Here is a 23,458-nt window from a genome sequence, read left to right as displayed (position 1 = left end):
TCTCTCCCGACGTCGTGGCTGCCTACTGACGTCCTCGAACATTACGCCTTATGGCCACACTCCGACAGCCGAACAATCGCGCACAAACGGACATATGCGAACAGACTGCACTTGCGATCGGTTCGGGAAAGCGGGTAGGGCTAGTAAGAACACGCAACCGACACGGCCGGCTTTGGAGGCGCCGCACACCGCAGTGCACGTATCGGCTTCGGCAGCCATATGCCGAGAACGATGGAGGACATCATGTCACCCCGGCTCGACGCATCGCATACCCCGAAAGCGACGTCGACACTCCCTCCGGAACATCTGGATCCCATCGAACAGGACGACCCGGGTGTCGTCCCGGACGACCTACTCGCCGGGCTCCCGGAGATCCCCCCGTACGACGAGGTGGGCCCGGTCGACGCCCGAGCCCTCTCCAAGACCCTCTTCGAGCGCCTGGAGTCGCTGCAGGAGGGCACCGAGGAATACTCGTACGTACGCAACACGTTGGTCGAGCTGAACCTCGCCCTGGTCAAGTTCGCCGCCTCCCGTTTCCGCTCGCGCAGCGAGCCGATGGAGGACATCATCCAGGTCGGCACCATCGGCCTGATCAAGGCGATCGACCGCTTCGAACCGTCGCGCGGTGTGGAGTTCCCCACTTTCGCGATGCCCACCATCATCGGCGAGGTCAAGCGCTTCTTCCGTGACACCTCGTGGTCCGTGCGCGTACCGCGCCGGCTGCAGGAGCTCCGACTCGACCTGGCCAAGGCCGGCGACGAGCTGGCCCAGCAGCTGGACCGGGCGCCGACGGTGGCCGAACTGGCCGGGCGTCTGGGCATCACCACCGAAGAGGTCATCGAGGGCATGGCGGCGTCGAACGCCTACACCGCCTCCTCACTGGACGCCCAGCCGGAGGAGGACGACACCGAAGGCGCCCTGGCGGACCGGATCGGCTACGAGGACCACGGGCTCGAAGGCATCGAGTACGTCGAGTCGTTGAAGCCGCTGATCGCCGAACTGCCGCCGCGGGACCGGAAGATCCTCTCCCTGCGCTTCGTCGCGGGCATGACCCAGTCCGAGATCGGCGAGGAACTGGGCATCTCCCAGATGCACGTCTCCCGGCTGCTGTCGCGGACGCTGGTGAAGCTGCGCAGGGGGCTCACGGTCGAGGAGTGACCCTCACCGGGTGACGTCCGCCCTCCGGGGCGGACCGCGGCCGGGCCCCCTTCGCCGCGTCCGGGAGCGCCGGGCCGCTCACACCCTGCGTACGCCCCGCCGCCACACCCCCGCGACCAGCGGGACACCGGGCCGGTAGGCGAGGTGGACGTGGCTCGGGGCGTCGAGGAGGGTGAGGTCGGCGTACGCGCCCGGGGCCAGCCGGCCGATGTCGTCACGGCGCAGGGCCGCGGCGCCGCCCGCGGTGGCCGCCCAGACGGCCTCGTCCGGCGTCATGCCCATCTCGCGCACGGCGAGCGCGATGCAGAAGGGCACGGAGGACGTGAAGGACGAGCCGGGGTTGCAGTCGGTGGACAGCGCGACGGTGACGCCCGCGTCCAGCAGCCGGCGGGCGTCCGGCCACTCGGCACGGGTGGAGAACTCGGCGCCGGGGAGCAGGGTGGCGACGGTGTTCCCGTCGGCGAGGGCGTCCACGTCGGCCTCGGTGAGGTGGGTGCAGTGGTCGGCGCTGGCCGCGTCGAGTTCGACGGCGAGCCGGACGCCGGGACCGTACGACAGCTGGTTGGCGTGGACGCGCGGGTGCAGGCCCCTCGCCTTCCCGGCGGTGAGGATCGCGCGGGCCTGGTCGCCGTCGAAGGCGCCCTTCTCGCAGAAGACGTCGATCCAGCGGGCGTGCGGTGCGCAGGCGTCCAGCATCTCGCCGGTGACCAGGGCCACGTATCCGGCCGGGTCCTCGGCGTACTCGGGCGCGACGACGTGGGCGCCGAGGTAGGTGACCTCGTCGGTGTGGCGGGCGGCCAGGCGCAGGGCACGGGCCTCGTCCTCGACGGTCAGGCCGTAGCCGGACTTGGTCTCGAAGGTCGTGGTGCCCTGGCGGAGCGCCTCGTCGAGGAGACGGACGAGGTTCGCCTCCAGATCCGCGTCGTCGGCGGCCCGGGTGGCGGCGACGGTCGTACGGATGCCGCCGGCGCTGTAGGCGCGGCCGGACATCCGGGCGTTGAACTCCTCGGTGCGGTCACCGGCGAAGACCAGGTGGGAGTGGGAGTCGACGAAGCCCGGCAGGACCGCCCGGCCCCCGGCGTCGACCCGGTTGTCGGTGGCGGGTGCTTTGCTTGATTCACCGGTCCACACGACGCGGTCGTCCTCGATGACGACGGCCGCGTCCCGGACCGGACCGAGGGGGGACGAGCCGTCCGGGGAGGGGTCGTTGGTGACCAGCGTGGCGATGTTGCTGATGACGGTGCTGCTCATGGCGTCCTCATGGGTGGTCGTCAGGCGCGCAGTGCCGCGACGGCCTGCGCGAGGGCTCCGGGTACGTCGGGGACGAGCGTGTGCGCCCCGTCGCGCACGACGTGCCGGCCCGCCACGACCGTGTGCCGCACGTCCGCCGCTGTCGCCGCGAATACGGCCGTCTCGGCGCCGAGCCGGGGCGGCGGCCCCGCTGTTCTGACCGAGTCGAGCCCGAGGGTGGTGAGGTCGGCGCGCGCCCCGGCCTCGATGCGGCCGGTGTCGTCCCAGCCGAGGGCGGCGTGTCCGTCCGCGGTGGCGGCCCGCAGCAGCGCGGCGGCCGTCCAGTGGCCGCGGGTGCGGGTGCGCAGGCGCTCGTCGAGCTCCATCGCGCGGGCCTCTTCGAGCAGGTCGATCACGGCGTGGCTGTCGGAGCCGAGGGAGAGCGGGGAGCCTTCGTTCTGCAGGGCGGCGGCGGGACCGATCCCGTCGGCGAGGTCGCGTTCGGTCGTCGGGCACATGCAGGTGCCGGTGCCGCTGCCGCCGATGAGGGCGATGTCCTCGGCGGTGAGGTGGGTGTTGTGGACACCGGTGGTGCGCGGCCCGAGGACACCGTGCAGGGCCAGGAGCTGCGCCGGGGTGCAGCCGTGGACCTCCCGGCAGGCGTCGTTCTCGGCAGTCTGCTCGGACAGGTGCACATGGAGCGGGGCCCGCCGCTCCCGGGCCCACCGCGCCACGGTCGCCAGTTGCCCCGCCGGTACGGCCCGCACGGAGTGGATCGCCGCACCGATCCGTGCGTGCTCCCGTTCCCTGAGAACCGAACAGCGCTGGGCCCAGGCGTCCGCGTCGCCGTCGGAGAAACGGAGCTGGTGGGTGGTGGGCGGCCGTCCGAAACCGGAGGAGAGGTAGGCGGTGTCGAGGAGGGTGATGCGGATGCCGGCCTCGGCGGCGGCCTCGACGAGTGCCTCGCCCATGGCGTTGGGGTCGGCGTAGGGCGTGCCGCCGGGAGCGTGGTGGACGTAGTGGAACTCGCCGACCGCCGTGATGCCCGCCAGCGCCATCTCGGCGTACACGGCCCGGGCGAGGGCGTGGTAGGTGTCCGGGGCGAGCCGGCCGGCCGTGGCGTACATGGTCTCGCGCCAGGTCCAGAAGGTGCCGGAACCCACTTGGACCGTGGAGCGCAGGGCGCGGTGGAAGGCGTGGCTGTGCGCGTTCGCCAGTCCCGGCAGGGTCAGTCCGCGCAGGATCTCGGCGCCGGGCGGCGGGACGGGGGCGTCCGGACGGACGGCGGTGATGCGGCCGCCCCGGACCTCCACGGTCACGCCCGGCTCGACGCGGGCGCCGAGCCAGGCGTGCTCCAGCCAGTACGTCCGCGGGGTGGCAGTCACGTGCAGGCCAGTCCTTCCAGTACGTCGGCGAGGGCGAGGACCCCGGCCACGCAGTCGTCCTCGTCGGCGGACTCGGCCGGGGAGTGCGAGACGCCGGTGGGGTTGCGCACGAACAGCATGGCGGCCGGGACGCGTCCGGAGAGGATGCCGGCGTCGTGTCCGGCGCCGGTGCCGAGGACGGGCACCCCGAGGCCGGTACCGCTGCCGAGGATACGGGCGAGTTCGTCGCGCAGGGCATGGTCGAACTCGACGACGGGGGTGAAGGACTCGCGTTCGACGTCGAGTGTGACGCCGTGCTCCCGCGCGTGGGCGCGGGCGGCCCGCCGTACCCCGTCCACGACGGCGTCCAGGCTCTCCTGGTCGGCGGCGCGGGAGTCGAGCCAGCCGCGCACCAGGGAGGGGATGGCGTTGACGCCGTTGGGCTCGACGGCGAGCTTACCGAAGGTGGCGACGGCACCGGCGAGTTCGGCCTCCCGACGGGCGGCGAGGACGGTCCCGGCGTACGACAGCATGGGGTCGCGCCGGTCGGCGAGCCGGGTGGTGCCGGCGTGGTTGGCCTCGCCCCGGAAGTCGAACCGCCAGCGGCCGTGCGGCCAGATGGCGGACGCGATGCCGATGCGGTCGCCGGACAGGGCGAGGGCGCGGCCCTGTTCGACGTGGAGTTCGACGAAGGCGCCGATGCGGTCGAGCCGTTCGGGGTCGGGGCCGATGGTGCCCGGGTCGTGTCCGGCGGCCTCCATGGCCTGCGGGAGCGTGATGCCGTCCCCGTCGGTGAGCCGGTGGGCCTGCTCGACGGTGAGCGCGCCCGCGGTGAGCCGGGAGCCGACGCAGGCGAGCCCGAAGCGGGCGCCCTCCTCGTCCCCGAAGTTGACGATGCCGAGCGGCTTGGCGAACCGCGCGCCCCGCCGGCGCAGTTCGTCGAGCGCGGCGAAGGCGGACACGACCCCGAGGGGCCCGTCGAAGGCCCCGCCGTCGGGTACGGAGTCGAGGTGCGACCCGGTGACGACGGCGTCCCCCCGCGCGGGCTCACCCAGCCAGGCCCACTGGTTCCCGTTCCGGTCGGCCTCGTAGTCCAGCCCTCGGCCACGGGCCTGCTCCTCGAACCACCTCCGGCACTCGGAGTCGGCCCGGGTCCAGGCGAACCGCCGGTAGCCGCCGGAGACGGCGTCGCGCCCGATGGGCAGCAACTGCCGCCACATCTCGTGGAAGGAGGCCGGCACCGGCTGCGAACCGCCGCCCGGCCGATGACCGCCGGGCCGCGGTCGGTCGTCCCGCGGGGCGACGGGGGCGTCTCCCATGCCCTTCGGGCCGTGGGTACGGGTGGGTACAGCCGGACCCGCGGGTGGCGACGACGCCTCCGCTCCCGCCGGGGAGGTGCCGTCCCTCACACCGGCCCGCCCTCACGCATCGGCACCCGCACGCCCCGCGAGTCCGCCACCGACTCCGCGATGCCGTACCCGGCGTCGACGTGCCGGATCACCCCCATGCCGGGGTCGTTCGTGAGCACCCGGCGGATCTTCTCCCCCGCCTGCGCGGTCCCGTCGGCCACCGTCACCTGCCCGGCGTGGATCGACCGCCCCATGCCGACGCCCCCACCGTGGTGGACCGACACCCACGAGGCCCCGGAAGCCACGTTCACCATCGCGTTCAGCAACGGCCAGTCGGCGATCGCGTCGGACCCGTCCAGCATCGCCTCGGTCTCCCGGTAGGGAGAGGCCACCGACCCGCAGTCGAGGTGATCGCGCCCGATCACGACCGGCGCGGCCAGCTCCCCGCTCGCGACCATGTCGTTGAACCGCTCACCGGCCCTGTCCCGCTCGCCGTACCCCAGCCAGCAGATACGCGCGGGCAGCCCCTGGAAGCGCACCCGCTCCCCCGCCATCCTGATCCACCGGGCCAGGGACTCGTTCTCCGGGAACAGCTCCAGGACCGCCCTGTCGGTCCTGGCGATGTCGGCGGGGTCACCCGACAGCGCGGCCCACCGGAAGGGCCCCTTGCCCTCGCAGAACAGCGGCCGGATGTACGCCGGCACGAACCCCGGGAAGGCGAACGCGCGCTCGTACCCGGCGAGCCGCGCCTCACCACGGATGGAGTTGCCGTAGTCGAACACCTCCGCACCGGCGTCCTGGAAGCCGACCATCGCCTCGACGTGCCGGGCCATGGACTCACGCGCGCGAGTGGTGAAGCCGGCCGGGTCCTTCGCGGCGGCGTCCGCCATGTCCTCGAAGGCGGTCCCGACGGGCAGGTACGCCAGCGGGTCGTGGGCGGAGGTCTGGTCGGTGACGATGTCGATGGGCGCGCTCATGGCGAGCAGGTGCGGGAGCAGCTCGGCGGCGTTGCCGAGGACGCCGATGGACAGGGGCCTGCGCCGGTCGCGGGCCTCGACGGCCAGCCGGAGGGCGTGGTCGAGCGAGTCCGCCCTGACGTCGAGGTACCGGTGCTCGATGCGACGCTCGATCGCACGGGGGTCGCAGTCGACGCAGATCGCGACGCCGTCGTTCATGGTGACGGCGAGCGGCTGGGCGCCGCCCATGCCGCCGAGTCCGGCGGTGAGGGTGATGGTCCCGGCGAGGGTGCCGCCGAACTTCTTCGCGGCGACGGCGGCGAAGGTCTCGTAGGTGCCCTGGAGGATGCCCTGGGTGCCGATGTAGATCCAGGACCCGGCGGTCATCTGCCCGTACATGGTGAGGCCGAGGGCCTCCAGGCGGCGGAACTCCTCCCAGTTGGCCCAGTCGCCGACGAGGTGGGAGTTGGCGATGAGGACGCGTGGCGCCCACTCGTGGGTCTGCATGACGCCGACCGGGCGGCCGGACTGGACGAGCATCGTCTCGTCCTGCTTGAGGGTCCTCAGCGTGCGGACCATGGCGTCGAAGGAGCGCCAGTCCCGGGCCGCCCTGCCCGTGCCGCCGTAGACGACGAGCTTGTCGGGGTGCTCGGCGACCTCCGGGTCGAGGTTGTTCTGCAGCATCCGCAGGGCGGCCTCCTGCTGCCATCCCAGGGCGCTCGGTTCGGTGCCGCGGGGCGCCCGGACGGGCCGGGGTCCTGACATGTCTGCCTCCTCAGCTGCGGATGACCACTGCGGATGACCACTGCGGCTATTCACATCCTCGTGCCCTGAATAGAGCTAGTCAATACGGGGGCGGGTCGGCGCGGCCGCCCGGAGGATGTTTGGCTGGGTCCATGCGGGCGGACACGGAGAACGCCGAAGGGACGGGGGACGCGGTGGCCCACGACGACGGCCGGACGGACGAGGTGGACGCGCGGTGCCGGGGCTGTTCGACGGACGGTACGGGCTGGTCACCGAGTTCGGCCGGTCGCTGCTGGCCAAGCACGGCACGGTGGTCGCGCGCGTGGAGTACGCCAAGAACGCCGGCGGCCGCCCGGTCGCGGTGACGCACGCGGGCGTGCAGGTGGCGACGCGGACGGTGTACGCGCCGGAGTCGTGGCCGCTGCGGATCGCCGCGTACGACGCGCAGGGGCGGCCCAAGGAGGGCCCGGCGGTCGTGCAGGACGTGGCGGGACCGGCCTGCTTCGCGGGCGACCTGCTCGCCCGGGCGCAGCCACTGCCGTTGCTGGAACAGGGCGACTACGCGGCGGCACTGGACACGGGCGCGTACTACTTCGCCCACCACTACGCCTACAACTCGCTCCCCCGCCCCGGCATCCACGGTTTCGTCCCGGACGGGGCGGGAGGCGTCACCTTCGCGACGGTGCGCACCCCCCAGACGATCGCGGAGATCGTGACCGAGTCGGGTGGCGCCCACACCGACGCCCTGGTCCCCTAGGGGCACGGGGGCCGTACCGGCTCGCGACCCCGCCGCGCGGGAGCGGCCGCTCACCGCGTCCCGGAGGGGACCGGCCTCAGACGAGGGCCGGCGTCCGCCGGCGCGCACCGCCCGGCGCCGCGTCGCCCGCCGCGATACCGGTCGTCCGGTACCCCTTGACCGCCTTGCCGGCCGGCCGCCCCGTCCCCGCACGGAGCCAGTCGACGCGCACCCACAGCAGAACCTCGTCCGCCTGTTCCAGCCGCCCGATCCAGGCCGCCTTCAGCCAGAGCCCCGCCCCGCACCCGGCGAGCAGCAGACCGCCTGCGGCGGGTACCGCGAACGCCGTGCCCAGCGCGGCGAGGAAGGCGAGCAGCAGCCACCAGCGGTGCCCGCGACGCCAGTTGCGGACGGTCACCGCCCGGTCCTGGAGCACGTCGTGCCTGCCCGCCCGGGCCGCCGAACGGGCCGACGCGCGGTACCGCCCCCGCCGTCCGTACGCCACCACGGCCGCCGCCACGAGGAACAGCGCGGCGCCCGCCAGTACCCCGATCCGACGCCCCGTCAGCCCCGGCACCAGTACTCCGGTGCCCGCCGCGACCACTCCCAGCCACCACAGTGGCGCGGCCCCTGCCCGTACGACGACGGCCACCCGGGCCAGCCCCTGTCCTCCACGCGTCATGTCCGGCCTCCCGTCCTCCGACTGCCTGTGCACGTCCTGGAGGACGGACGCTAGCGGCGTAAGGTGAGACGAGTCTGAGAAAACACGGGCGGACCTCCCCGCCGCCCCGCGCGTCGTCAGTCGACGAACAGCCCGCGCGCCGCCGCCTTCACGTCGAACTCCTCCAGCCGCGCCTGCGCGTCGGGCAGGTCGTCGCACATCGCCTCCAGCAGCACCCGGCCCAGCAGCATCGGCGCGCACGCCGTGTCGAAGGCCAGCCCGGTGCCGACGGCGGCGGGCAGCAGCAGGTCGGACACCTTGGCGACCGGCGCGAACGGGGAGTCCGCGACGGTGACCACGGTCAGCCCCGTCTCCTTGGCACGGGCGAGGGCGTCGACGACCTCGCGGGGATGCCGGGGCAGCGCGAAGCACAGCAGGGCGCTCGCCCCGGCCCGCGCGGCGGCGTCGATCCGGTCGTGGAGCATCGTGCCGCCCTCGTTGAGCAGCCGTACGTCCGGATGGACCTTGGCGGCGAAGTAGGCGAACCCGTGCGCCTGGGCCGCCGCGGCCCGCAGCCCCAGCACGGGCAGCGGCCGGCTCCCGGCCAGCACCCGGCCCGCCCGCCGCACCGGCCGGGGATCGGCCAGCGCCTCCGCCAGGTGCCGCAGGTTCTCGATCTCGGCCTCGACGGCCTGCTGGTACTCGTTGTACGAGCCGGCCCCCGGCGCCGGCTCGGCGGGCGTGACCTCGCGCAGGTGCCGCCGCAGGGCGGGATAGCCGTCGAAGCCGAGGGCGACGGCGAACCGGGTCACGGACGGCTGGCTGACCCCGGCCAGCTCGGCCAGCTCCACGCTGGACAGGAACGGCACGTCGGCGGCGCGTCGCACCATGCTGTGCGCGATGCGCCGCTGGGTCGGTGTCAGCCGATGCCCCTCGAAGAGCGCCTGGAGGCGCGCGGCGGGACCCTCGGTGCCGCTCATGACCTGACTCCCTCTCGACACCTCGGCCTATTCACCCATCGAAATTCCTGCATACCGTTATACAGGCACATACGGCGCTGGAGAAGCCTCTCAAGGACCTGGACGGCGGCTCCGGTCTCGACCTGCCGGAAGGGGAGAGCACCCGCCAGGGCGAGGACGCGCTCTCCTTCCTCCGCAACCGGCACGGCCTGAAGAACGGGAGCGACCTGGACCGGATCGGGATGCAGCAGAAGTTCGTCGCGTCGATGCTGCGCCGGCTGAAGGAGGACACGCTGGGCAGCCCGTCGAAGATGCTCGACGTCGCCGACGCGGCCACCAAGTCCCTCACCGTGGACAAGGGCATAGGCAGCCCCGGCAAGCTGCTCACCCTCGCCAGGGAACTCGGCAGGATCGACCTGAAGAACATCACCATGATGACCGTGCCGGTGAGGGACAACCCGGCCGAGCCCACGCCCGTCACCGTCGTGCTGGACCCGGTCAAGGCCCCGAAGGTCTTCAGCATGCTGCAGAACGACGTCTCCTTCACCGAGGTGAGGAAGAAGGAGAGCAACGCCAAGGACAAGCAGGCCGAGCTGCTGGAGGGCACACGGACCGAGGCGCCCGAGATCCGCGTCGACGTCTTCAACGGCGGCGGCCCGGACGGCGCCGCGCAGGACACCCTCGCCTGGCTGCAGACCGGCGAGGGCGTGGCCAGGTCCACCAACACAGGGGCAACGCCCCGGCCGAGGTCGACAGGACCCGGCTGGAGTACGCGCCGGACCAGGCCGGCCAGGCCCGCGAGCTCGCCGACCTGATGGGCCTGCCCGCCTCGGCCATGAAGCCCGGTACGGAGGACGCCGGGGAGACGGCCCCGATGACGCTCACCCTCGGCCCCGACTTCACGGGGCCGGCCTCCCCGTCGCCCCGCCGAAGAAGGTCGACGACGTCGCGCAGTCCCGGGCCGACGAGAGGATGTGCAGGAAGTAGCGGCCCGGCGAACCCGAGCGCCAGAGGGGGGTTACCCCCAGTGCAGCCGGCCCCCCGCCTCCCTACCGTGGGACGCATGACCGGAATGGACACGCGGGACACCGAGCTGAAGAAGGAACTCGACGCCTCCCTGCAGGCCCGCAGGGAGCTGGGCGAGGAGTACGAGTCCGCGCTGGTCGACTCGTTCCTGGAGAAGGTCGACCAGCGCATCGACGGTGCGGTGGAGCGCCGGGTGCGCCGGCAGTGCGCCGAGCAGCGGATGACGGCGGCCCGGGACTCCCGGTCGCCGAAGGCCACGGACAGCTGGGGCGAGCGCTTCGGCTTCGGCATCGTCTCGCTGGTCCTGGCGGTGCCGCTGTCCGCGATCGGCGGGGGCGTGGGTGATCTGCCCGGCCTGCTGGTCACCTGGCTGGGCATCGTCGGCGTCAACGTCGTCCAGGCCGCCCGCACCAACCCGGGCCTGTTCGGCCGCCGCAAGCCGGTCCGGGACGGCGACTGGGAGGACTGAGGCCGATTGCGCGGGGACCGCCGCACCCCCGTCGCCGGGGGGCGGGACGACGGCGGTCCCCGCGAGGGACGCGCGCCCGTTGAGGCAGGTCGCGCGCCCGAGGCGTCCATGGAGGTCCGGGAGCCGCTCCGGAGGTCCTTCGACGCCGTTCGGTCGCCGGCCGGAACGGGGAGCCGCTCCCGTCCCTGCCGACACCCACCAATGTGCCGGACCCGTGTTAAGCGAGTGCTGCGCGGACGTGACGCCCTCGTACCACTTCCGCGAAGTCCACGAAGATCATCGACGGGGTGACGCCCGGCCGTTCACCCCGGGTCCGCCCGTGGTTCGCCCGACGCCCCGTCACTTCCCGGTCCCGGCGAGGAAGGACAGCAGGTCCTGGCGGCTGACCACACCGGTCGGCTTGCCCTCGACGAGGACGATCGCCGCGTCCGCCTTGCCCAGGACGGCCATCAGGTCCGCGACGGGCTCACCCGAGCCGACCTGCGGCAGCGGCTCGGACATGTGCTTCTCCAGCGAGTCGTCGAGCGAGGCGCTCTTGCTGAACAGCGCGTCCAGCAACTCCCGCTCCACCACCGAGCCGACGACCTCGGCGGCCATCACGTCCGGGTGACCGGCGCCCGGCTTGACCACCGGCATCTGCGAGACGCCGTACTCGCGCAGCACCTCGATGGCCTGGCCGACCGTCTCGTCGGGGTGCATGTGGACGAGGGAGGGGATGTGACCGCCCTCCTTGTCGTTCAGGACGTCGGCGACGCGGGCGCTGGGGCCGGCGTCCTCCAGGAAGCCGTAGTCGGCCATCCACTCGTCGTTGAAGATCTTGCTGAGGTAGCCGCGTCCGCTGTCCGGCAGCAGGACGACGACCACGTCGTCCTCACCGAGCCGCGAGGCCACCTCCAGCGCCGCCACGACCGCCATGCCGCAGGAGCCGCCGACCAGCAGGCCCTCCTCCTTGGCGAGCCGGCGGGTCATCTGGAAGGAGTCCTTGTCGGAGACGGCGACGATCTCGTCCGCGACGTCACGGTCGTACGCGGTCGGCCAGAAGTCCTCGCCGACGCCCTCGACCAGGTACGGCCGCCCGGAACCACCGGAGTACACGGAGCCCTCGGGGTCGGCGCCGATGACCTTCACGCCGCCGTCGCTGACCTCCTTCAGGTAGCGTCCGGTCCCGGAGATGGTGCCGCCGGTACCGACGCCGGTCACGAAGTGGGTGATCCTCCCCTCGGTCCGCTCCCACAGCTCGGGGCCGGTGGAGTGGTAGTGGGAGAGGGGGTTGTGGGGGTTGGAGTACTGGTCCGGCTTCCAGGCCCCCGGCGTCTCGCGCACCAGCCGGTCGGAGACGTTGTAGTAGGAGTCGGGATGCTCGGGCGCCACGGCGGTCGGGCAGACGACGACCTCGGCCCCGTAGGCCCGCAGTACGTTGATCTTGTCCGTGGACACCTTGTCCGGACAGACGAAGATGCACTTGTAGCCCTTCTGCTGGGCCACGATGGCGAGCCCGACCCCGGTGTTGCCGCTGGTCGGCTCGACGATGGTGCCGCCGGGCTTCAGCTCCCCGCTCCGCTCCGCCGCCTCGATCATGCGCAGGGCGATGCGGTCCTTCACCGAACCGCCCGGGTTGAAGTACTCCACCTTGGCCAGGACGGTCGCCCTGATGCCCTGGGTCACGTTGTTGAGCCGCACCAGCGGGGTGTTGCCGACGAGGCTGATCATCGAGTCGTGGAATTGCACCGTTGTCTCCGGATGCTGCAAAAGATGTGGTGGTAGTGGTCCTGCCAGCCTAGGCCCTCACCGGTCCGGACCCGGCCGGGTCGCCCACTCGCCGTGGGGATTGGACCACGGTCCGTACGGGGCAAGCACTGGGTGTACGGGTTCGAGGAGGTGGCGGCGAGGCATGACGGGCTTGTCGAGGGCGAGGGCGAGGGCGGCCCGGCGGATCGCGGCCGGCGCGGCGTACGGCGGCGGGGGGATCGGTCTGGCCGGGGCGGCCACCGTGGGGCTCCTGGTGGCCGAGGCCCAGTTGGTGCGGCGCCGCGTGGGCAACGGCGCGGCTCCTCACGTGCCGAACGCGGACGGGCTGTACGGCGCGGCGTACACGGCGCCGGGCGAGCCGGCGCTGCGGCTGACGATGCTGGGCGACTCCACGGCGGCCGGGCAGGGCGTGCACCGGGCCGGGCAGGCGCCGGGCGCGCTGCTGGCGGCGGGCGTCGCGGCGCTCGCGGAACGTCCGGTGGGGCTGAGCACGGTCGCGGTGCCCGGGGCCTGTTCCGACGATCTGGACCGGCAGGTGACGAGGGCGCTGGCGGACCCGTCCCGGGCGCCCGACATCTGCGTGATCATGGTCGGCGCCAATGACGTCACCCACCGCATGCCGCCCACCCGGTCCGTACGCCATCTGTCCTCGGCGGTACGACGGCTACGGACGGCCGGTGCGGAGGTGGTCGTCGGCACCTGCCCCGATCTCGGCACGATCGAGCCGGTGCGGCAGCCGCTGCGCTGGCTGGCCCGCCGGGCCTCGCGGCAGCTGGCGGCGGCGCAGACGATCGGGGCCGTCGAGCAGGGCGGGCGCACGGTGTCGCTGGGCGACCTGCTGGGACCCGAGTTCGCGGCGAACCCGCGCGAGCTGTTCGGGCCGGACAGCTACCACCCCTCGGTGGAGGGGTACGCCACTGCCGCGATGGCGGTGCTGCCGACGGTGTGCGCGGCGCTGGGGCTGTGGCCGGCGGAGGAGGAGCGGCCGGACGCCGACCGCCGCGAGGGGTTCCTGCCGGTGGCCCGGGCGGCGGCGGAGGCGGCGGCGGAGGCGGGCACGGAGGTCACCGCGGCGATGCCGGCGGGGTCGCGGGGGCCGTGGGCCCTCCTGAAACGCCGCAGGCGCCGACGGGTCGCAGAGACGGAGCCGGAGCGTCCGGTTCAGCCGTCGTAGCGGGGATGCGACGTCGTCGCCACGGGCGGTCGCGCCTCCCCCGGTCGCCCGCCCGTGCCGCCGGGCGGCACGGGCGGGCGCGTTCCCCACCCGTCCAAGCAAGCGCTTGGACAGTTGCGGTCCATGTCACATCGCGCCGCCCGTGACCCCGCCCGTACGGCCGGGTAACTTCCCAGGAAGCCCCGCACCGACCATCCGGTACGCCCTCGCCCGACCACCGCCCCTCGACGAGGCGCTACGCGCCGCCCCTCACCTCTGGAGCCGTGATGCCCGAAGCCGTGATCGTCTCAGCCGCCCGCTCCCCCATCGGCCGCGCCTTCAAGGGATCCCTGAAGGACCTGCGTCCGGACGACCTGACCGCCACCATCATCCAGGCCGCCCTCGCCAAGGTCCCCGAGCTGGACCCGAGGGACATCGACGACCTGATGCTCGGCTGCGGCCTCCCCGGCGGCGAGCAGGGCAACAACCTCGGCCGTGTGGTCGCCGTGCAGATGGGGATGGACCACCTCCCCGGCTGCACCGTCACCCGCTACTGCTCGTCCTCGCTGCAGACCTCCCGCATGGCCCTGCACGCCATCAAGGCCGGCGAGGGCGACGTGTTCGTCTCGGCCGGCGTCGAGACGGTCTCCCGCTTCACCAAGGGCAACTCCGACAGCCTCCCGGACACCCGCAACCCGCTGTTCGCCGAGGCCGAGGCCCGTACCGCCGCCGTCGCCGAGTCGGAGGGCTCCTCCTGGCACGACCCGCGCGAGGACGGCCTGCTGCCCGACCCGTACATCGCGATGGGCCAGACCGCGGAGAACCTGGCCCGTCTCAAGGGCGTCACCCGCCAGGACATGGACGAGTTCGGCGTCCGTTCGCAGAACCTCGCCGAGGAGGCCATCAAGAACGGCTTCTGGGAGCGCGAGATCACCCCGGTGACCCTCCCCGACGGCACGGTGGTCTCCAAGGACGACGGCCCCCGCGCCGGCGTCACCATGGAGGGCGTCCAGGGCCTCAAGCCGGTCTTCCGCCCGGACGGACTCGTCACCGCCGGCAACTGCTGCCCCCTCAACGACGGCGCCGCCGCGCTCGTCGTCATGAGCGACACCAAGGCCCGCGAACTGGGCCTGACCCCGCTCGCCCGCATCGTCTCCACCGGCGTCTCCGGCCTCTCCCCCGAGATCATGGGCCTCGGCCCGGTCGAGGCGAGCAAGCAGGCGCTGGGCCGCGCCGGCCTCACCATCGACGACATCGACCTGGTCGAGATCAACGAGGCGTTCGCCGCCCAGGTGATCCCCTCCTACCGCGACCTCGGCATCCCGCTGGAGAAGCTGAACGTCAACGGCGGCGCCATCGCCGTCGGCCACCCCTTCGGCATGACCGGCGCCCGCATCACCGGCACGCTCATCAACTCCCTGCAGTTCCACGACAAGCAGTTCGGTCTGGAGACGATGTGCGTCGGCGGCGGCCAGGGCATGGCGATGGTCATCGAGCGCCTCAGCTGATCCCCCGCGGCACGGGCGGACCGTAGCCGTCGCGGCACGGTCCGTGATCCCATGGCCCGGGCCTCCGGAACCTCCGGGGCCCGGGCCGATTCGTGATCCAATCTCCCCCAGGATGTGACCTATCTCCCCGGCCGCGAGAATTCACGCAGGTCAGGGCCGGACCCCTCGCGGGCGCATCCTCAAGGGCCCGCCCGTTTCGTGACGTTACGCACTGACAGATGGTTAGTCCACCCTTCAAGCTGATGTAGGAAGTCGGGGGTCGACTTTGAACCGGGAGTACGTCAGTGAGCGCCATGCCGATCGCCCTGCTGATCACCACGGCCGCCACCGGCGCCGTGGGCGTCGCGGTCCTGCGCAGCATCATGGTGCTGCGCCGACAGGTCGCGGCCCTGCACACCGCGCTGGCCGAGAGCCGCGCCGCGACCGTGCGCGCGCACGTGCCGCCCGCCCGCGCGGCCGGCGCCGACGAGATACGCGCCGCCGTGGCGGAGGCGCTCGCCGAGGAGCGGGAGCGTGAGCTCGCCGAGGCGCGGGCCTTCTGGGCCGCCCAGGAGGCACGTGACGCGTCCGACGCGCCGTCCCTGCTGAATCTGTCCGACAGCGAGCCGTTCCTGCCCCGGCAGGCCGATTTCGTGGGCCTGGAGCCGGTGACCGAGCCGGGCGCGGACACCGAGGAGCACTCCGGGGACTCCCCGGAGCTGGCCGCGGCCCGCCGCCGTCACCCCTCGCACCCCGACTTCGTGCCGAACCCCTCGCCGGTCGTGAACGACCACGAGCGCACGGCGGCCGCCCTGGAGGAACTGGCCGCGGCCCAAACCGAGCTGACCGACGTCCGTCCGGGCCCGCTGGGCACCCTCGACGTCTACGTCTTCGCCGACGGGACGACGCTGTGCATGACGCCGGGCCACCGCGAGACCGCCGAGCGCCTGGCCGCGGCCCTGCGCGCGGGCGAGACCCCGTTCCTGCTGGGCGGCTCCGGCGTCTCGGGCGCGTACACGCTGACGTTCTCCTGCGGCGAGGAGAACGTCTACATCCTGGCGGACCGCGTCATCGCGTCCTTCTAGGGGCGGCGGCTACACACCGGCGCGCTCGCGCGCCTCCTCCACCAGCCGTACGGCCTCCCGCACCTCGTCCTCGCTCCTCAGTACGAGCGCCAGGTCGTGTCCGGCGACGGTGATCTGGTCGGCGGCGGCGAACATGCCCGCGTCGGGCATCTCACGGGGCTCGGTGCCCGGCTCCTCGACGAGCTGGGTGCGCCGCGCCAACTCCCTGGCCAGGGCGAGTGCCTCGGCGGCCCCGCCCCGCTGCAGCCTGCTCTGCGGCGCGGCCCGCAGACGGTCGGCGAAATGATCCACGGCACGGGTGAAGGGCGTCGTATCAACCACGCGGCGAGCGTACGCGGCGCGGCGGGACTGTTGCCAACGGGCGGACGCTCGGGCACGGTGACCTGAAGGACCGGCTCACACCCCATGCGTCCGGAGGCGCCGATGTCCCACGTCTTCTCCGCAGAGACCCATCGCAACATGCTCGCCCGCATCCCGCACTGCACCGGTCGTGAGATCTCCGACTGGCTGCGCGCCGTCGAGGAGGGCCCGGCGCTCCTCCGCTTCGAGGAGAAGGCCGGCTGGCTCCGGCACGAGTACGACCTGGCGTACGGCCACGCCAAGGCGATCGTCCACGAGTACGACCTGAGGAGGGCCGCGCGCAAACTGCTCTGACGCGCGCGGACACGACGAGGGCCCCGGGTGGGAACCCGGGGCCCTCGTCCGTACCGTGCTCGGGTACTAGTCGCTGCTGTTGAGGATCGAGATGAGCCGCAGGAACTCCAGGTAGATCCACACCAGCGTCAGCGTCAGGCCGAAGGCTGCGAGCCAGGCCTCCTCACGCGGGGCGCCGTAGGCGATGCCGTCCTCGACCTGCTTGAAGTCCAGGGCGAGGAAGCAGGCGCCCAGGATGATGCCGATGACGCCGAAGACGACGCCGAGCGCACCGCTGCGGAAGCCGAGGCCGTCACCGCCGCCGAACACCGCGAACAGCAGGTTCACGGCCATCAGCAGGATGAAGCCGAGCGCGGCCGCCATCACGAAGCCGTAGAAGCGGCGGTTGACGCGGATCCAGCCGGCCTTGTAGGCCACCAGCACACCGGCGAAGACCGCCATGGTGCCGATCACGGCCTGCATGGCCGCGCCGTCGGCGATGCGGTTGTCGACGATGTTGGAGATCACGCCGAGGAAGACGCCCTCGAACGCGGCGTACGTCAGGATCAGCGCCGGCGAGGCCTTGCGCTTGAAGGCCTGCACGAACGCCAGGACCATGCCGATCAGCGCGGCGCCGATGCCGATGCCGTACGACCGGCTGATGTTGGCGTCGTCGATCGGCAGCAGCGCCCAGGAGAGCGCGGCGGTGACGATGAGCACGCCGAGCGTGGTGCCCGTGCGCATGACGACGTCGTCGATGGTCATCCGGCCGGTGGTGGCCGGGGCCTGCGGCGGTGCGCCGTACTGCTGGTCCTGCTGCGCGTAGGGGTTCTGGGCGTACGGGTTGCCCGTTGGCTGCGCGTACGGGTTGGCCTGCGTGGCAACAGCGGGGCCCCCGGCCTGCGGCGCGGTGTTGAAGCCCGCGTAGCCGTTGTCGCGGCCGAACCCCCGTCGCGAGAAGACCGGGTTACTGCTCCTCATTTCACTCCTCCATGGCCGCACGACGCGGCCTTGGCTCAAGAGTAATAGGTAGGCAAAGGAATGACCCCCATGCTTGAGAAGGATCTTTCCCTCGTTGTGCTGCGTAACACGCTACGCGGTCGGGTGATTCCCCTCACCGGGCGGCACCGAACCATGACCGACCCGGAACCGGTCGGAGATCATCCGTTCATCCCGCCCGGACGATCGCGCGACGGCCCGGGACGTCCGGCCCGGGCCCCGGGCGGCGGGACGCGCCCCGGGCGGGCGGACCCGCGGGGCGCGGTCGCCGGGTGCGGGCCCGCAGCCCCGGGCCCGCGGCCCACCCGGGGGTGTCGATGGCGTAGCCGGTGGATCCGCGGGCCGCGATCCGGCGGATCACGGGCAGCCCGTTCACCCGGACGGGTCGCGCGGGGATGCGGTCCGAGCGGTCCCCGTCACCGAGGGCGCCGCTCGTGCCCCGCGCCCCCGGCCGGGACGGTGCCGTCCCAGGCGGGGCACGGGGCACGTCCGATCCGCCGGCCGCCTGGACGACGTCTCCGGCCCCCGTACGCGCACGGGCCGCTCCGACCGCCCGCCGCGCGGCTCGACGCCCAGCAGTCCGTGGGCACCGCCGCCCCGGGCGAGGACCCGGCCGGCCGCCGCCGCGGCGGTCACGGCGCCGCCGGCCGAGGCCACGTCGGCGACGCCCCTCCCCCGTCGATCGTGGTGAGCCGGGTGCCGTCCCGGCCGCCCAGGACGTCGGTCGCATGGGCGCCCCGGGCGGGGAGACCCGGCCCTCGTCGCGCAGCGCGAAGGCGTCGGGCGGGCCCGGTCCCACGGCGGGGCCGCCCTTCATCCCGGGCGCCCGCTCGGAGTGGTCGCCCCGGCGTACCCCTCCCGCTTCCCGGCCCCGACCGGGACCGGTCAGGGCCCCGGGCCGTCACGGTGCCGTCCCGCAGCACCCTGCGGAAGACGGGCCCGCCGTGGCGGACCGCGCGCGGGGCCGGTCCCGGTCACCCGCCGGCGCTCGGCCCGGTAGTGGCGCTCCCGCCCCACCGCGGCCGACTACGCGCACCCGCGATCACGCGGAAGCGTCCGGGACAGGGGACGTCGCGCGCGGCCGGACCCTCACGGGGCGGCCCACAGGGGGAGCGGCATACGTAGTGGTGCCCGGAGCCGGACTCGAACCGGCACGCCCGCTCAGGGCAGCGAGGTTTAAGCTCGCCGTGTCTGCATTCCACCATCCGGGCAGGCCATGGGCTCCGCGTCGCGGTTCCGAGCCTATCGGTGACCCTCCCTCTCACCGTGACCGGAGGGGCTGATCTTGTCTTATTTTATTGGCGCTTGATGGTGCATCAGGACCATGAACCCGCCGCCAGCACACGCCAACAGCCTCGCGTGTGACGACCCGTCACGCATGCGGAATGACGGAATTTCACCGTAGGAACAAGGGTGCTCCACCTGTTCCGCACGCCCCCCGGCTCAGGGGCGCGGTGTCATCCCCAGGTATGACACCGCGTCCGGTGGTCCCTCCCCGGTCGCCCCCCGGAACCGGAGCAGCGGGTGACTACACGGCGGTGAAACGGCGGAACGATGGACGACGTCCCCGAGCACACGCCGTCCTGACAGGAGCGTCCATCCCGTGACCACTCCCTCCCTCGCCGACCGGACCACCGCCGTGGCCGCGCGTGCCACGGAGCTTTCGAAGATCTACGGCCAGGGCGAGACCCAGGTGGTCGCCCTGGACCAGGTCTCCATCGCCTTCCAGCAGGCCGAGTTCACCGCGATCATGGGCCCCTCCGGGTCCGGCAAGTCCACGCTGATGCACTGCGTGGCCGGCCTCGACACCTTCTCCTCCGGGTCCGTACGCATCGGTGAGACCGAGCTGGGCCCGCTGAAGGACAAGCAACTGACCAGGCTGCGCCGGGACAAGATCGGTTTCATCTTCCAGGCGTTCAACCTGCTGCCGACCCTGTCCGCGCTGGAGAACATCACGCTCCCGATGGACATCGCGGGCCGCAAGCCGGACAAGGAGTGGCTGGACACCGTGATCCGGATGGTCGGCCTCGCGGACCGGCTGAGCCACCGGCCCTCGCAGCTGTCCGGCGGTCAGCAGCAGCGGGTCGCCGTGGCGCGGGCGCTGGCGTCCCGGCCCGACATCATCTTCGGTGACGAGCCCACCGGAAACCTCGACTCCCGTTCCGGCGCCGAGGTGCTGGGCTTCCTGCGCAACTCCGTGCGCGAGCTGGGGCAGACGGTGGTCATGGTGACACACGACCCGGTCGCCGCCGCCTACGCGGACCGGGTGGTCTTCCTCGCGGACGGCCGGATCGTGGACGAGGTGCACGGGCCGACGGCCGACTCGGTGCTCGACCGCATGAAGCGGTTCGACGCCAAGGGCCGCACCAGCTGACGTCCCCGCCCGCTCCTCAGCCCGCCCCCCCTCCTCCGTACGTCTGGACCCGAGAAGACTCCCATGTTCCGTACCGCCTTGCGCAACGTCTCCGCGCACAAGGCCAGGCTCCTGATGACCGTGCTCGCCGTCATGCTCGGCGTGGCGTTCGTGTCGGGAACCCTGGTCTTCACCAACAGCCTCTCCGACGCCCTGCAGAAGCAGTCCGCCAAGGGCTTCGACCACGTCGACGTCGCCGTCACCCCCAAGTGGAAGAAGGCCGAGGGCGACAAGGTCGGCGAGTACCAGGTGCTGACCCGCGAACTGGTCGACGACAGCGCCGCCGTGCCCGGCGCCGCGCAGGTCATCGGCACTGTCCAGGGCTTCACCGCGATCGCCGACAAGGACGGCGATCTGCTCGGCGACGGCTTCCAGTCGCAGGGCGGCAACTACTGGGGCGCCGAGGACCCCCGGTACCCGCTGGTCGACGGGCGCACGCCGAAGGGCGAGGGCGAGATCCTCATCGACTCCGAGACCGCGGAGCGGGCCGGTTACCAGGTCGGTGACACCGTACGGATGTCGGTCGACGGTCCCGTCCTGGAGCCGGAGATCACCGGCATCTTCACCACCGACGACGGCAATGTCGCGGCCGGCGGCAGCCTCACGCTGTTCGACACGGCGAGCGCGCAGAAGCTGTTCGGCAAGGCGGGCACCTTCGACGAGATCGCCGTCAAGGCGAAGGACGGCGTCAGCGACACCGCACTGCAGGCCCAGCTGGAGAAGGCGCTGCCCTCCGACGTCGTGGAGACCACGACGGGCACGGAGCTCGCCGACGACCAGGCGAAGGCGATCGCCTCCTCGATGAGCGGCCTGAAGCAGGGCCTGCTGGTCTTCGCCGGGATCTCGCTGTTCGTCGGTACGTTCATCATCGCCAACACCTTCACCATGCTGATCTCCCAGCGCACCAAGGAGCTGGCCCTGATGCGCGCGGTCGGCGCCTCCCGGCGCCAGGTCACGCAGTCGGTGCTGATCGAGGCGTTCGTGGTCGGCGCGGTCGCCGCCGTCGCCGGACTCGTGGCCGGTGTCGGCATCGGCGCGGGGTTGCGCTCCCTGATGGGGACGCTGGACGCGCCCATGCCCGACGGGCCCCTGGTGGTCAGTCCGGGCACGGTCGGTTCCGCGTTCGCGGTCGGCATCCTGGTGACCGTGCTCGCCGCATGGCTGCCCGGCCGCCGGGCCGCGAGGATCCCGCCGGTGGCGGCGATGAGCGCGGTGCACGCCCAGGCGACCACCAAGTCGCTGGTGCTGCGCAACACGCTGGGTGCGCTGCTCTCGGCCGCCGGTGTCGCGGTGGTCCTCGCGGCCACGACGATGGAAGGCACCGACGGCCAGGCCCCCATGGGGCTGGGCGCCGTCCTGCTGATCATCGGGGTCTTCGTCCTGACCCCGCTGGTGTCCCGCCCGCTGATCGCCGCCGCCGCGCCGGTGCTGCGCGTCTTCGGGGTCTCCGGGAAGCTGGCCCGGCAGAACTCGGTGCGCAACCCGCGCCGTACCGCCGCCACCGCGTCCGCACTGATGATCGGGCTCACCCTGATCACCGGTATGACGGTGATGGCCGGCAGTCTGCAGAAGTCCATCGACAAGATGGCGGCCTCCGCGATCGAGGCGGACTACATGGTGTCCATGGCCAACGGGCGCCCGCTGTCGCCGGAGGTCGAGAAGAAGCTGAAGCGGTCCGGCGACGTCACCGCCACCAGTCCGATGCGCAACGCGGTCGTCCGCATCGACGGCGGGACCGAGTACCTGACCGGCGTGGACGGCGCCACGATCGGCGAGCTGACCGAGTTCCCGGTGGCGCAGGGCGCCTTCGAGGTCGGCGGCACACAAGTCGTCGTGGACGAGGACACCGCGAAGTCGTACGGCTGGAAGACCGGTTCGGACTTCACCGTCGTCTACGCGGACGGCGAGAAGCAGCAGCTCACGGTCTCCGGTGTCTACCGGGCCAACGAGATGGTGAGCGGCATCATGATCGACACCGCGGCCCTCGGTCCGCACGAGGCGGAACCGGCCGACATGATGGTCATGGTGAAGACCGCCGACGGTACGTCCGACGTGGTGAAGGACGCGCTGGAGAAGACCCTCGGCACCAGCCCCGCGATCAGCGTCCAGGACAAGCAGGACCTCTCCAACGAGATCGCGCAGATGTTCACCCTGATCCTGAACATGGTCTACGGCCTGCTGGCGATGGCGGTGATCGTGGCGGTCCTCGGCGTCGTCAACACCCTGGCGATGTCGGTGTTCGAGCGGTCCCAGGAGATCGGCATGCTGCGGGCGATCGGCCTGGACCGCAAGGGCGTCAAGCGGATGGTCCGGCTGGAGTCCCTGGTGATCTCGCTGTTCGGGGCGGTGCTCGGCCTCGGTCTGGGCGTGTTCTTCGGCTGGGCGGCCGGTGAGCTGGTGGGGTCGAGAATGGCGACGTACGAACTGGTCCTGCCGTGGAGCCGGATGGGGGTCTTCCTGCTGCTGGCCGCGGTGGTGGGGGTGCTGGCGGCGCTGTGGCCGGCCCGGCGGGCGGCCCGGCTGAACATGCTGCAGGCGATCAAGGCCGAGTAGCGCACGGCTCCTGACGCGGGTCCCGTTCCGAATGGAGCGGGGCCCGTCGTCGTGTGCGGGTCAGTTCCAGGTGCGGGCGCGCAGGGGGAGACCGGAGGCGCCGGACTCGGGGGTCCTGACGGCGAGGACCTGGTTGACGCCGATGTGGTGGTGTTCGAAGGCGAGGGCGGACGCGGCCATGTACAGCAGCCGGACGCGGGCCCGTCCCGGGCCGGCGAGCGCCACCGCGCGGGCCCAGCCGGCTTCCAGGTCCGCCACCCAGCGGCGCAGGGTGAGCGCGTAGTGCTCGCGGATCGACTCGACGTCCCGCAGCCTCGAAGCCCGAACGTTCCAGCAGGGAGACGGTGGCGTCTGGCATGGGGGACACCTCCGTGACGGGAATCCCGCAATGCCGTCACCACTTGAACACCCGGGGCACGGGTCGGCGGTCCCCGGCACGCGCCGTCTCCGGGCAGAACACTGAATCGTACGCGCGGCGGCGCGTCGCGGGCTCCGTCCGGAGGACCGGGGAGGGCGCCCCTTCGACGCCTTCGGCCCCCGGGACTCCCCTCCTGTCCCCTGCCGGGGCTCGCCCCCCTGATCCCACGGCCTGTAGCCGCCACCCGGCCCGGGAACCGAGGACGCAGCCCCGGGGGCGTCCTTCACCCCACCGAGCCGGCCGGACGGACCGGAGCCGGGGTCCGGGGTCCGGGGCGGACGCCCAGGGGGCGGCCCGTCGATCCGCCGATCCGGGC

18 protein-coding genes, 1 tRNA gene and 2 pseudogenes are annotated in these 23,458 nt (G+C 72.5%); 10 read left to right on the top strand and 11 right to left on the bottom strand.

The window, feature by feature from the left end:
* Positions 1–231: 231 nt before the first annotated feature.
* A complete protein-coding gene (locus KYY02_RS23880; protein WP_371241142.1) occupies positions 232–1,158 on the top strand; it encodes an RNA polymerase sigma factor SigF in 927 nt (308 codons plus the stop codon).
* 78 nt (positions 1,159–1,236) lie between these two features.
* Here KYY02_RS23880 and hutI read toward each other — a convergent pair whose 3' ends face one another.
* The 4 genes from hutI to hutU form a co-directional block, all read right to left on the bottom strand.
* A complete protein-coding gene (gene hutI / locus KYY02_RS23875) occupies positions 1,237–2,409 on the bottom strand; it encodes an imidazolonepropionase (protein ID WP_371241140.1) in 1,173 nt (390 codons plus the stop codon).
* 20 nt (positions 2,410–2,429) lie between these two features.
* Positions 2,430–3,773, bottom strand: coding sequence for a formimidoylglutamate deiminase (locus KYY02_RS23870; RefSeq protein WP_371241138.1), 1,344 nt, complete (start codon positions 3,771–3,773; stop codon positions 2,430–2,432).
* On the bottom strand, positions 3,770–4,972 hold the full coding sequence (locus KYY02_RS23865) for an allantoate amidohydrolase (RefSeq protein WP_371241242.1): 1,203 nt from the start codon (positions 4,970–4,972) through the stop codon (positions 3,770–3,772). Before KYY02_RS23865 ends, KYY02_RS23870 begins: the two co-directional genes overlap by 4 nt.
* 185 nt (positions 4,973–5,157) lie before the next feature.
* Positions 5,158–6,822, bottom strand: a complete 1,665-nt coding sequence (gene hutU, locus KYY02_RS23860) for a urocanate hydratase (protein WP_371241136.1) — start codon at positions 6,820–6,822, stop codon at positions 5,158–5,160.
* A 211-nt stretch (positions 6,823–7,033) separates the two neighbouring features.
* Between hutU and KYY02_RS23855 the strand changes: the two are divergent.
* Positions 7,034–7,558: pseudogene (locus KYY02_RS23855) on the top strand (type III PLP-dependent enzyme domain-containing protein); the annotation flags it as partial.
* A gap of 76 nt (positions 7,559–7,634) precedes the next feature.
* Here KYY02_RS23855 and KYY02_RS23850 read toward each other — a convergent pair.
* Together KYY02_RS23850 and KYY02_RS23845 are read right to left on the bottom strand one after the other, a co-directional pair.
* Entirely contained in the window at positions 7,635–8,219 is a 585-nt protein-coding gene (locus KYY02_RS23850; protein ID WP_371241133.1) for a hypothetical protein, read from the bottom strand.
* A 116-nt stretch (positions 8,220–8,335) separates the two neighbouring features.
* Positions 8,336–9,178 (bottom strand): MurR/RpiR family transcriptional regulator, encoded by an 843-nt coding sequence (locus KYY02_RS23845; protein WP_371241131.1) that lies wholly within the window; start codon positions 9,176–9,178, stop codon positions 8,336–8,338.
* Between the two features lie 29 nt (positions 9,179–9,207).
* Here KYY02_RS23845 and KYY02_RS23835 point away from each other — a divergent pair, with 29 nt between their 5' ends.
* Together KYY02_RS23835 and KYY02_RS23830 are read left to right on the top strand one after the other, a co-directional pair.
* Complete coding sequence (locus tag KYY02_RS23835; protein ID WP_503167873.1) at positions 9,208–9,972, top strand: LCP family protein; 765 nt, start codon at positions 9,208–9,210, stop codon at positions 9,970–9,972.
* A 257-nt stretch (positions 9,973–10,229) separates the two neighbouring features.
* On the top strand, positions 10,230–10,652 hold the full coding sequence (locus tag KYY02_RS23830) for a hypothetical protein (RefSeq protein WP_371241240.1): 423 nt from the start codon (positions 10,230–10,232) through the stop codon (positions 10,650–10,652).
* 339 nt (positions 10,653–10,991) lie between these two features.
* Here KYY02_RS23830 and KYY02_RS23825 read toward each other — a convergent pair whose 3' ends face one another.
* On the bottom strand, positions 10,992–12,380 hold the full coding sequence (locus tag KYY02_RS23825; protein ID WP_371241127.1) for a cystathionine beta-synthase: 1,389 nt from the start codon (positions 12,378–12,380) through the stop codon (positions 10,992–10,994).
* Between the two features lie 163 nt (positions 12,381–12,543).
* On the opposite strand from KYY02_RS23825, the gene KYY02_RS23820 reads away from it, so the two are divergent.
* From KYY02_RS23820 to KYY02_RS23810, 3 genes are all read left to right on the top strand, one after another.
* Positions 12,544–13,575 carry an SGNH/GDSL hydrolase family protein gene (locus tag KYY02_RS23820; protein WP_371241125.1) on the top strand — a complete coding sequence of 344 codons (1,032 nt, stop codon included), beginning with the start codon at positions 12,544–12,546 and terminating at the stop codon, positions 13,573–13,575.
* 266 nt (positions 13,576–13,841) lie between these two features.
* Positions 13,842–15,062, top strand: a complete 1,221-nt coding sequence (locus KYY02_RS23815; protein WP_371241123.1) for an acetyl-CoA C-acetyltransferase — start codon at positions 13,842–13,844, stop codon at positions 15,060–15,062.
* 284 nt (positions 15,063–15,346) lie between these two features.
* Positions 15,347–16,126, top strand: a complete 780-nt coding sequence (locus KYY02_RS23810) for a hypothetical protein (protein WP_371241121.1) — start codon at positions 15,347–15,349, stop codon at positions 16,124–16,126.
* A gap of 9 nt (positions 16,127–16,135) precedes the next feature.
* On the opposite strand, the gene KYY02_RS23805 is transcribed toward KYY02_RS23810, so the two are convergent.
* A complete protein-coding gene (locus KYY02_RS23805) occupies positions 16,136–16,447 on the bottom strand; it encodes a hypothetical protein (protein ID WP_371241119.1) in 312 nt (103 codons plus the stop codon).
* A gap of 102 nt (positions 16,448–16,549) precedes the next feature.
* Between KYY02_RS23805 and KYY02_RS23800 the strand changes: the two genes are divergently transcribed.
* Positions 16,550–16,780 (top strand): DUF4287 domain-containing protein, encoded by a 231-nt coding sequence (locus tag KYY02_RS23800; protein ID WP_371241117.1) that lies wholly within the window; start codon positions 16,550–16,552, stop codon positions 16,778–16,780.
* A 66-nt stretch (positions 16,781–16,846) separates the two neighbouring features.
* On the opposite strand, the gene KYY02_RS23795 is transcribed toward KYY02_RS23800, so the two are convergent.
* Both KYY02_RS23795 and KYY02_RS23790 read right to left on the bottom strand, forming a co-directional pair.
* Positions 16,847–17,740 (bottom strand): Bax inhibitor-1/YccA family protein, encoded by an 894-nt coding sequence (locus tag KYY02_RS23795; RefSeq protein WP_371241115.1) that lies wholly within the window; start codon positions 17,738–17,740, stop codon positions 16,847–16,849.
* Positions 17,741–18,883: 1,143 nt separating this feature from the next.
* Positions 18,884–18,969 (bottom strand) — tRNA-Leu (locus KYY02_RS23790).
* Between the two features lie 392 nt (positions 18,970–19,361).
* On the opposite strand from KYY02_RS23790, the gene KYY02_RS23785 reads away from it, so the two are divergent.
* Complete coding sequence (locus KYY02_RS23785) at positions 19,362–20,132, top strand: ABC transporter ATP-binding protein (RefSeq protein WP_371241113.1); 771 nt, start codon at positions 19,362–19,364, stop codon at positions 20,130–20,132.
* A gap of 63 nt (positions 20,133–20,195) precedes the next feature.
* Positions 20,196–22,724, top strand: a complete 2,529-nt coding sequence (locus KYY02_RS23780; RefSeq protein ID WP_371241111.1) for an ABC transporter permease — start codon at positions 20,196–20,198, stop codon at positions 22,722–22,724.
* Between the two features lie 60 nt (positions 22,725–22,784).
* On the opposite strand, the pseudogene KYY02_RS23775 reads toward KYY02_RS23780, so the two are convergent.
* Positions 22,785–23,070, bottom strand: a pseudogene (locus tag KYY02_RS23775) (class I SAM-dependent methyltransferase); the annotation flags it as partial.
* Positions 23,071–23,458 lie beyond the last annotated feature (388 nt).

Origin of the sequence: Streptomyces pimonensis, assembly GCF_041380215.1 — a bacterium.
Classification (GTDB): Bacteria; Actinomycetota; Actinomycetes; order Streptomycetales; family Streptomycetaceae; genus Streptomyces; species Streptomyces pimonensis.
Note: the sequence above shows the minus strand (reverse complement) of the source record. Positions and strands in the feature narration are given on the sequence as shown.